The sequence below is a fragment of the Pseudomonas sp. NPDC087817 genome (genome assembly GCF_044742875.1).
Classification (GTDB): domain Bacteria; phylum Pseudomonadota; class Gammaproteobacteria; order Pseudomonadales; family Pseudomonadaceae; genus Aquipseudomonas.
In genome coordinates this window covers 1-10,391 of record NZ_JBIUVJ010000100.1, presented here as the reverse complement: position 1 = coordinate 10,391, position 10,391 = coordinate 1, and the positions used below count along the sequence as shown (strand labels likewise).

At 59.6% G+C, this 10,391-nt stretch carries 7 protein-coding genes and 2 tRNA genes; 4 read left to right on the top strand and 5 right to left on the bottom strand.

Annotation, left to right across the window (positions count from 1 at the left end):
* The 3 genes from ACIONG_RS28670 to rnr all read right to left on the bottom strand — a co-directional run.
* On the bottom strand, positions 1 to 140 hold a 140-nt coding region (locus ACIONG_RS28670; protein ID WP_401304246.1), incomplete at its 3' end, for a 30S ribosomal protein S6.
* A 307-nt stretch (positions 141 to 447) separates the two neighbouring features.
* Complete coding sequence (gene rlmB / locus ACIONG_RS28665) at positions 448 to 1,212, bottom strand: 23S rRNA (guanosine(2251)-2'-O)-methyltransferase RlmB (RefSeq protein ID WP_103304669.1); 765 nt, start codon at positions 1,210 to 1,212, stop codon at positions 448 to 450.
* Positions 1,209 to 3,839, bottom strand: coding sequence for a ribonuclease R (gene rnr / locus ACIONG_RS28660; protein ID WP_401304243.1), 2,631 nt, complete (start codon positions 3,837 to 3,839; stop codon positions 1,209 to 1,211). The genes rlmB and rnr overlap by 4 nt, the downstream gene beginning before the upstream one ends.
* 226 nt (positions 3,840 to 4,065) lie before the next feature.
* On the opposite strand from rnr, the gene ACIONG_RS28655 reads away from it, so the two are divergent.
* The 4 genes from ACIONG_RS28655 (at position 4,066) to ACIONG_RS28640 (ending at position 7,326) form a co-directional block, all read left to right on the top strand.
* Positions 4,066 to 4,152 (top strand) — tRNA-Leu (locus ACIONG_RS28655).
* Between the two features lie 181 nt (positions 4,153 to 4,333).
* Positions 4,334 to 4,420, top strand: a tRNA-Leu gene (locus tag ACIONG_RS28650).
* Positions 4,421 to 4,750: 330 nt separating this feature from the next.
* Positions 4,751 to 5,761: an extracellular solute-binding protein gene (locus ACIONG_RS28645; protein WP_103304667.1), complete on the top strand. Its 1,011-nt coding sequence runs from the start codon at positions 4,751 to 4,753 to the stop codon at positions 5,759 to 5,761.
* Positions 5,761 to 7,326: an iron ABC transporter permease gene (locus tag ACIONG_RS28640; RefSeq protein WP_213027379.1), complete on the top strand. Its 1,566-nt coding sequence runs from the start codon at positions 5,761 to 5,763 to the stop codon at positions 7,324 to 7,326. Before ACIONG_RS28645 ends, ACIONG_RS28640 begins: the two co-directional genes overlap by 1 nt.
* Positions 7,327 to 7,435: 109 nt before the next feature.
* Here the strand turns inward: ACIONG_RS28640 and ACIONG_RS28635 are convergent, their stop codons facing one another.
* Complete coding sequence (locus ACIONG_RS28635; RefSeq protein ID WP_401304239.1) at positions 7,436 to 9,370, bottom strand: methyl-accepting chemotaxis protein; 1,935 nt, start codon at positions 9,368 to 9,370, stop codon at positions 7,436 to 7,438.
* A gap of 140 nt (positions 9,371 to 9,510) precedes the next feature.
* On the bottom strand, positions 9,511 to 10,391 hold an 881-nt coding region (locus ACIONG_RS28630; protein WP_401304236.1), incomplete at its 5' end, for an adenylosuccinate synthase.

Genomic DNA, 10,391 nt, shown 5'->3' with positions numbered 1-10,391 from the left:
ACCGCCCCCCCGCCCCACTCGGCCCGACGCTGCATATGGCCCCCGACTCCACCGATCAGCTTGGTGTAACGCTCACCCATGCCGCCGACTTGCTCGCTTTGATCCGGGTGGACCAAAAAGATGATTTCGTAATGACGCATGAATGCTCCTTACGGGTTGTAGCCTGCCGCTCAAAAACGGTCAGACAAGGAGTGAATGACACTTATGGACTTGCCGGCGCGGGGCACATGCGTGCCTGCCGTCACAGCAAGGGGCGCAATTGTAGAGAAGGGACAGGAGAGGTGCAAGGCAATTGGTGAATATTTGAACAATCACCAATCCTGCCTTCACCACAAACCAATGTGGGAGCGGGCTTGCTCGCGAATGCGATACATCAGGCAACATAATTGTCGACTGACACTACGCTTTCGCGGGCAAGCCCGCTCCCACAGTTGATTGCATGCAGCTTTATTTCTTGGCGGAGGCCTTGGCTTTGGCGCCACGCTGACGCTGGGCTTCAAACAGGCACACACCGGTCGCCACGGAAACATTGAGACTGCTGACACTACCGGCCATCGGCAGATTCACCAGATAGTCGCAGTGCTCACGGGTCAGGCGACGCATGCCTTTGCCCTCGGCACCCATGATCAGAATGGTCGGGCCGGTCAGGTCCTGGTCATAAATGCTGACCTCGGCCTCACCCGCCGTGCCGACAATCCACAAACCGCGCTGCTGAAGCTTTTCCAGGGTGCGCGCCAGGTTGGTCACGGCAACCAGCGGAATCACTTCCGCCGCGCCGCAAGCCACTTTACGCACCACAGGTGTCAGCGTGGCCGACTTGTCTTTCGGCACGATCACTGCCAGCGCACCGGCAGCATCCGCCGAACGCAGGCAGGCACCGAGGTTGTGCGGATCGGTCACGCCGTCGAGCACCAGCAACAACGGTGCGCCTTCAGTGCGATCGAGCAGCTCGTCGAGCATTGCCTCACCCCAGACCTGGCTCGGACTGACGTCCGCAACCACGCCCTGGTGCACGCCTTCAACCCAGGCGTCCATTTCGCGGCGCTCGGCCTGACCGACCTGGACACGATTCTCGTTGGCCAGTTCGATCAGGGTCTGCACGCGCGGATCATTGCGGCTTTCGGCCAGCCAGATCTGCTTGACGCGCTTCGGATGGTGACGCAGCAACGCTTCTACCGCGTGAACGCCGTAGATTTTTTCCAACTGACTCATGACTTCGCCTTCGGTTTACGCGCCCCGCCACTTTTGGCTGGAGCAGAACCCGCTTTTGGCGGGCCTTTACGGTGTTTGCTCGGTTTGGCTGGCTTGCCGCCGGCGGCCTTTTCAGGCGCCGACCGTCCGGTCTTTCCCGCAGACGCCGCTTTACCACCGCTTTTGGCATCGGAAAGCAGTGCTTTCTTCATTTCACGGCTTTTACGCAGCTCGGCGTTTTTCGCCACGGCATCGCTTGGGCGATAGGCTTCGACAGCCTTCTCTTTGGCTGGACGACGGCTGGAAGTTTTGCCCGGGGCCTTTTCTTCCACAGCCTTGGTCGCTGGAGCAGCGGTTTCAGCGCCACGCTTTTTACGGCCGATCGGCGCACTGATGGTTTTTTCCGCCATCTCGAAGTCGATCTTGCGCTCGTCAAGGTCAACGCGCATGACGCGAACTTCAACGGTATCGCCGAGACGGAAGCTGCGACCGGTGCGCTCGCCCGCCAGGCGGTGATGCACAGGATCGAAGTGGTAGTAGTCGCCCGGCAGCGCGGTGACATGCACCAGACCTTCGACGTAAATATCGGTCAGCTCGACGAACAGACCAAAACCGGTCACCGCAGTGATCACGCCCGGGAACGATTCGCCCACGCGATCTTTCATGAACTCGCACTTGAGCCAGTTCACCACGTCGCGGGTCGCTTCGTCGGCACGGCGCTCGCTCATCGAGCATTGCTCGCCGAGCTGCTCAAGGGCCGCTTCGTCGTACGGGTAGATACGCGCCTTCGGAATGGTCATCGCACCGGCACGGCGAACGTGCGGGGTGTCCTGTTTCGAATGGATCACGCTGCGGATCGCGCGGTGCGTGAGCAGGTCCGGGTAACGACGGATCGGCGAGGTGAAGTGAGTGTAGGCTTCATAATTCAGGCCGAAGTGGCCCTGATTGTCAGCGCTGTACACCGCTTGACTCAGCGAGCGCAGCATCACGGTCTGGATCAGATGGAAATCCGGACGATCCTTGATGCTTGCCAGCAGTGCCTGATAGTCCTTCGGCGACGGGCCGTCCTTGCCTTTGTGCAGGGACAGACCGAGTTCGCCGAGGAACGCACGCAGTTTTTCCAGACGCTCCGGTGGCGGACCATCGTGGACGCGGTACAACGCAGGAATTTCGTGCTTCTTGAGGAATTCGGCGGTGGCCACGTTGGCCGCCAGCATGCACTCCTCGATCAGCTTGTGTGCGTCATTACGGGTGGTCGGACGAATTTCGGCAATCTTGCGCTCGGTACCGAAGATGATTCGGGTTTCCTGCGTTTCGAAATCGATCGCGCCACGTACGTGACGAGCCGCCAGCAGAACCTTGTACAGCGCATAAAGCTGTTTGAGGTGCGGCAGAACGTCGTTGTACTCACCGCGAAGCTGACGCGCCTCGGTGATTTTCGGCGTTTCCAGCATCGCACTGACTTTGTTGTAGGTCAGACGAGCGTGGGAATGGATCACCGCTTCGTAGAAGCAGTAGTCAGTCATTTCGCCAGACTTGGAGATGGTCATCTCGCAAACCATGGCCAGACGATCAACGTGGGGATTCAGCGAGCACAGGCCGTTAGACAATTGCTCAGGCAGCATCGGCACCACGCGCTCGGGGAAATAAACCGAATTGCCGCGCACTTGCGCCTCGTTGTCCAGCGCCGAACCGATCTTGACGTAGCTGGAAACGTCGGCAATCGCCACGTACAACTTCCAGCCGCCGGAGAACAGGCGCAGCTTGCCCGGTTTGGCTTCGCAGTAAACCGCATCGTCGAAGTCGCGGGCATCTTCGCCGTCAATGGTGACGAACGGCAGATGACGCAGGTCGACGCGCTTCTCTTTGTCTTTTTCTTCGACTTCAGGCTTGAGCTTGGCCGCTTCTTTCAAAACGGCTTCAGGCCAGACGTGCGGAATATCATAGGTACGCAGCGCGACATCGATTTCCATGCCCGGCGCCATGTAGTTGCCGACCACTTCGACCACGTCGCCTTGCGGCTGGAAGCGCGGTGTCGGCCAGTGGGTGATCTTCACCTCGACGAACTGACCGATCTGGGCGTTGGCATTGCGGCCCGGAGTGACCAGCACTTCTTGCTGGATTTTCGGGTTGTCGGCGACGACGAAGCCGATGCCGCCCTCTTCAAAGTAGCGACCGACGATGGTTTCGTGAGCACGCGACACCACCTCTACGATCACGCCTTCGCGGCGACCGCGACGGTCAAGACCGGAAACACGCGCCAACGCACGGTCACCATCGAACACCAGACGCATTTGCGCCGGGCTCATGAACAGGTCATCGCTGCCGTCGTCCGGTACCAGGAAACCGAAACCGTCCCGGTGACCACTGATGCGGCCGAGGATCAGGTCGAGCTTGTCTACCGGCGCGTAAGTGCCACGGCGGGTGTAGATCAGTTGAGCGTCGCGCTCCATGGCGCGCAGGCGGCGGCGCAGGGCTTCGATCTGGTCTTCTGTGGTCAGACCAAACTCTTCGACCAGTTGCTCGCGGGCAGCAGGCGAACCCCGATCGGCGAGATGCGCCAGGATCAGTTCGCGGCTAGGAATAGGGTTTTCATATTTTTCCGCTTCACGAGCGGCCTCGGGATCGAGGGACTGCCAATCGGCCATTAGAGAGTTTTCACCTTGTCTATATGCGGGTTAGTTTGGCATAGGCGCCATCAAACGGGAAATTTCCGACTCTATAAGGCCCATCTAAAGGCCTGTATCGACGCTTTGCAGGCGTTTTGAACACCGCTGGTAAAAAAAATCAAAAAATCTCACAGCAGGGGTTTACAGTTAAAAAGGCGCTCCGTATAGTGCGCGCCATCGACGACGCACAAGCGCTGCCGATACTGCCCAGATGGTGAAATTGGTAGACACGCCAGCTTCAGGTGCTGGTGACCTTACGGTCGTGGAAGTTCGAGTCTTCTTCTGGGCACCAATTTCGAGTTTGAGACTAGATCAGTTTCAAGACTCACACAAAAACCCGCGAAAGCGGGTTTTTTGCATTCTAAGGAACGCTTTTGTTAAAACTGATTTATTAAAATTAAATCAGGGGTTTACAGATCAAAAAGCGCTCCGTATAGTGCGCCACATCAACAGCGGCAACGCTAGCGATGATTGCCCAGATGGTGAAATTGGTAGACACGCCAGCTTCAGGTGCTGGTGACCTTACGGTCGTGGAAGTTCGAGTCTTCTTCTGGGCACCAATTCAAACTCAAGGTTACGACGTTGAGTTTCCAAAAAACCCGCGAAAGCGGGTTTTTGCGTTTCTGGCTCTCAGAAAAACCCACCACAATCCCCTATGACGAGGGAGCCAGCTCCCGCTGGGGTGCGAAGCGCCCCTCGCTTTCATTCAATTAATCCTCGCTCACAAATCTAACGACTGCTTCGCAGCCGAGCGGGAGCAAGCTCCCTCGCCACAATGGTTTTTCCAGTCATCTAGCAAACTCGCCTCTCCATCGCAAGGCGCACTTGAGAAACAATATCGTTTATCATTGTTGCAAGTTTTTGCAATGCGACAGTGAGGAACCCTGCGAATGACGTTTCGAAATACCCTGCGCCGAAGCCTGACCTTCACCCTCCTCGGCCTGGCGCTCGCCACTCCCCTCACCCAGGCTGCCGATGCGGTTTCCCTGACTCTCTACAACGGCCAGCACAAGGAAGTCGGCGACGCGATCGCCAAAGCCTTCGAAGCCAAGACCGGCATTCACGTCAATGTGCGCAAAGGCAGCAGCAATCAACTCGCCAGCCAGGTCATCGAAGAAGGCGACCGCTCTCCTGCCGACGTGATCTACACCGAAGAATCGCCACCACTGAACAATCTCGGCGAACTCGGCCTGCTGGCCAAGACCGATGATGCCACTCTGGCGGTTCTGCCAAAGACATACGTTGCCGGCAACGGCACCTGGATCGGCGTCACCGCGCGGGTTCGAGTGGTCGCTTACAACCCGAAACTGGTCGATGAAAAAGACCTGCCGAAATCGGTAATGGAATTCTCCGATCCGAAGTGGCAGGGCAAAGTCGGCTTCGTACCCACCAGCGGCGCGTTCCAGGAACAGGCCGTGGCGATCATCAAGCTGCACGGTCGTGACGCCGCCGAAGAATGGCTGACCGGCCTGCGCGCATTCGGCAAGACCTACAGCAACAACATGGTTGCGCTCAAAGCCGTGGAAAACGGCGAAGTCGCCACCGTTCTGGTGAACAACTACTACTGGTTCGCCCTGCAGCGTGAGAAAGGCAAACTTGATTCGAAGCTGCATTACTTCACCGGCGGTGACGTCGGCGGCCTGATCACCGTATCCAGCGCAGCCGTGCTGAAATCCAGCAAACATCCAAAAGAAGCCCAGCAATTTCTTGCCTACATGGCCAGCGAAGAAGGCCAGCGCGTGATCACCCAGACCACCGCCGAATATCCGCTGCACAAAGGTATGGAATCGGATCGCGGCCTCAAGCCCTTCAGCGAACTGGAAGCGCCGAACGTCACTCCGGCCGATCTGGGCAATGCTGAAGAAGCGCTGGATCTGGAACGTGAAGTTGGCTTGAACTGATGACCGCATCGTTATCCGCCCCCGCCGCGCGCGGGGGTTACGTGCCACGGCGCAAGCGCCCGTCGATCTGGCTGGTGCTGCCGGTACTGTTACTGGTGGTGCTGAGCCTGTTGCCGCTGGCCTACGTTGGCCTGAAAGCCTGGCAGGCGGGCTGGGCCGAGGCGCTGCACTTGCTGTGGCGCCCATATGTGTTCGGCCTGCTGCGCAACACCTTGGCACTGATGGTGGGCGTGACGCTGACCTGCGGTGTGATCGGCCTGTCGCTGGCGTGGTTGCTGGAGCGCAGTAATTTGCCCGGGCGACGCCTGTGGGGTGTGATCCTGTGTCTGCCGTTCGCGGTGCCGGCGTTCGTCAGCAGCTTCACCTGGGTCTCCTTGAGCGCGCAGTTCGAAGGACTCGGCGGAGCGATTCTGGTGATGAGCCTGTCGAAATATCCGCTGATCTTTTTGCCGGTTGCAGCGACCCTGCGCAATCTTGATCCCTCCCTTGAAGAATCCGCCCGCACGCTGGGCCAAAACCGCTGGGGCGTGTTTTTCCGCGTCACCCTGCCGCTGCTCTGGCCGTCTCTGCTGGCCGGCTCGCTGCTGATTGCCCTGCACATGCTGGTGGAGTTCGGCGCACTGTCGATCATCGGCCTGCAAACTTTCACTACCGCGATCTATCAGCAGTTCGAACTGGAATTCAGTAACGCCAACGCGGCGATGCTGTCTGCGGTGTTGCTGGCGCTATGTCTGGTGCTGCTATGGCTCGAATTGCGCGTACGCGGCAAGGGCCGGCATGTGCGCACCGGGCAAGGTGCGGCGCGCCAGGCCGAGCAGGTTCGACTGGGACGGTGGGCCGCTGTCGGCCAGTTGTATTGCCTGATGCTGGCGATTGTCGGCAGCGGGATTCCGCTGGGGATGTTGGTGTACTGGCTTGCGGTGGGGTCCTCGGCGGCCTTCCCGGTCGCGGCGATTACCGAAGCACTGCTGTCGTCGCTGGCACTCTCGCTGGGTGGCGCGGCGTTGTGCCTGGTATTGGCGGTGCCGGTCGGATTGCTGGTGGTGCGGTACAAAGGCCAACTGGCGATCTGGGCCGAGCGCCTGCCGTATCTGCTGCATGCACTGCCGGGCCTGGTGATTGCGCTGACGCTGGTTTATTTCGCCCTGCACTACGTGCCGGCGCTGTATCAGACATCCGGGCTGCTGCTGATCGCTTATGCACTGCTGTTTCTGCCACTGGCTCAAGCGCCGATTCGTACTGCGCTGAACAAGGCTGCACCGCAGTTGGAAGAAGCGGCGCGTACGCTGGGCGCATCATCATTCACGGCATTTTGCCGGGTGACGCTGCCGATCATCTTCCCGGCCTTGGGCGCAGCGTTTGCGCTGGTGTTTCTGGATGCGATGAAGGAACTGACCGCGACTTTGCTGCTGAGTCCGACCGGGCTCAATACCCTGGCGACCGAGGTCTGGGCGCATACCGCGAATGTCGAATTTGCGGCGGCAGCGCCTTATGCGGCGCTGTTGATTTTGGTATCCGGGCTACCGGTTTATTTACTGACGACCCGGATGTATCTGAGCCGCTGACAGCGCTTTCGCGAGCAGGCTCGCTCCCACATTTTGACCGAGTCCCATCAGAGGAATGCGATCTAGTGCGGGAGCGAGCCTGCTCGCGAAGAGGGCCGCCCAGACAACCTCAAGCCCTGAACTGCCCCAGACTCGCCTTGAGCTGCGCCGCCAGACCATCCAGCACCTTGCCACTGGCCGTGGTTTCCACCACCGCCTGAGCCGCTTTCTCGGCCTGAGCATGGATCGTCTCGACCCGCCCACGCACTGCCTGCGCCCCCTGCGCCTGATGCGCAGCGGCCTGCGTCGCCAGACCAATCGCCGCATGCACCTGCTCGACCGAAGCCTGTACCGACTGCTGCAGCCGCGCACTGTCGCGCAGCACCAGCAAACCTTCGCTGGCCTGACGTCCGGCCTGACCGATAGCCTCCACTGCCTCACGCGCGCCCTGCTGCAACGCGACGATGTGCGCCTGAATATCGCCAGTCGAACTTTGCGTCTTGCTCGCCAACGCCCGAACCTCGTCCGCGACCACGGCGAAACCACGTCCGGTCTCGCCCGCCCGCGCAGCTTCAATGGCTGCGTTCAATGCCAATAAATTCGTTTGTTCGGCGATCCCGTGAATCACCGTCAACACCACTTCAATCTGCTCACTCTGCTGCGCCAGCCGCTCGATGACCTTAGCCCCGGTATCGACTTGCCCCGCCAACGCCTCGATCAAACTGCCAACCTTGGCCGACGTGCGCGTGTTTTCGTCAGTGGCCTGGCGAATATCCACAACCTGCTTCAACGCCGCCTGCATCGCGTGGCTTTCCGATTGCGCTTCGTCGGCCATTTGCGACAACGCGCGCAAGCTTTCCGCCACTTCATCACGCTGCATCCCCGCCGCCGCATCGGCGCCGGCATTGCGCAGGGTCATCGCGCCGATTTCCACGCCGGTACGCTGGGCGACATCGCCCGCCTCGCGCACGATCGGTTGCAACTTATCCACAAAGCGATTGACCGCCGAGGCCATGTCACCGATCTCGTCCTTGCTGTTGATCTGCACACGCTTGGTCAGATCGCCCTCACCCGCCGCCAGATCGTCCATTGCCGCGTTGAGCATCTTCAGACGATTGACCACCCGATGCCCGAGTACCACCGCCAGCAGCAACAGCACGCCACAGCCGACCAGTGCCAGGCCCAAACCGATCCGCCAGCGCAGGGTTGCGGCAGCGTCCTGCACGGTACGCGCCGTGTTGGCTTTCATTTCGGCGGCAGTGGACTGCGCCGACTGCAGACGCGCCTGCATTGCTGCGGCACTGTCAGCGGCGGCGCCCTTGAGGCTGTCGCCGACCAACTGATCGCTGCTGGCAATCAGCGCCGAGAAGCGCTTGTCGAGCGCCGCCAGATCGGTCTCGACCGAAGCGGTGGAAACCCCCATCAGCACCTTGCCAATTTCTACGCCGTTCGGGTTGATCGACGCTTCGAGGTAGTAAACCGACGGATCGTTCTTCGCCGCGTCCAGCACTTTATCCAGCGCACGCTCGCCCTGGCCCTTTTCGAGCAAGGCCTTGTTGATCGGGTTTTCGCGATTGAGATAACGCGTCAGATGCTGCCCCGTGGCATCGTCGTAGACCACGAACAGCACATTGGGATTGCGCTGGGCACGCCGGGCAAATTCGGACAAGGTCGGTACATCGCTGTCCCACATGGCGCGAGGTGCGACCGAGGCGAGTAATTGGGCCATGTCATTGGCCGAATCCTTCAGATCCTTTTCGAGTGTCGTACGCAGTTGCGCCTGTTCGTCCTTCAGACGCGAGGACAAACCAGCCGTCAGACGCTGACGGGTGCTGGTGGACAAGTTATCTAGGCTCGACGTGACTTCACGCCCGGCCTGCTCCAGTTCGCCGGAAAGCTTCTGGCTGTCAGCACCGAGGCGCACGGCAAGATCAGCTTCCAGCGCCGTGACGGTGCTCCGTGTCAGGGCGACTGCCACCAACACCTGCACCAAAAGGGCGATACCAAGGGTAACGAATACAGGGCGTAATAAACGGCTTTGTAACAGTGAGAGAACGGCCGACACTGTGAATACCTCTACTTCTGACGCCATTAATTTGATGGCACTCTTGTAGGGAGATTCACAGCAAAGGTCATGCCGTCCAACAGGCATAAACGACAAAGGCCCCGATCAAGGGGCCTTTGTGTTTTTACATCAACGACTTATCAAGCGAACGGATGACGCAGAACGATGGTTTCGTTGCGGTCCGGGCCCGTCGAAATAATGTCGATCGGCGCGCCGATCAACTCTTCAACGCGTTTGATGTAGGCACGGGCGTTGGCCGGCAGCTCTTCCAGGGTTTTGGCGCCCACGGTCGATTCGGTCCAGCCCGGTACTTCTTCGTACACAGGCTGCAGGCCTACGTAGCTGTCAGCGTCGGTCGGCGCAACGGCGTTGCCTTGTGCATCTTTGTAGCCGGTGCAGATGTTAATGGTTTCCAGGCCGTCGAGTACGTCCAGCTTGGTCAGGCAGATGCCCGAGATGCTGTTCACATCGATAGCGCGACGCAGGATAACGGCGTCGAACCAGCCGCAACGACGGGCACGGCCGGTGGTAGCGCCGAACTCGTGACCTTGTTTGGCCAGGTGCGCACCGACTTCGTCAAACAGCTCAGTCGGGAATGGACCCGAACCGACGCGAGTGGTGTAAGCCTTGGTGATGCCCAGGATGTAGTCGAGGAACATCGGGCCAACGCCCGAACCGGTCGCCACGCCACCAGCGGTGGTGTTGGAGCTGGTCACGTACGGGTAGGTACCGTGGTCGATGTCGAGCAACGAACCTTGGGCGCCTTCGAACATGATGTCTTTGCCGGCGCGACGCAGGTCGTGCAGCTCGGCCGTCACGTCCAGCATCAGCGGCTTGAGCAGCTCAGCGTATTCCTTGCACTCGGCCAGGGTTTTCTCGAACTCGATGGCCGGCTCTTTGTAGTAACCGACCAGCATGAAGTTGTGGTAATCCACCAGTTCACGCAGCTTGTCTTCGAAACGCGGCATGTTCAGCAGATCGCCAACACGCAGGCCACGACGTGCAACCTTGTCTTCGTAAG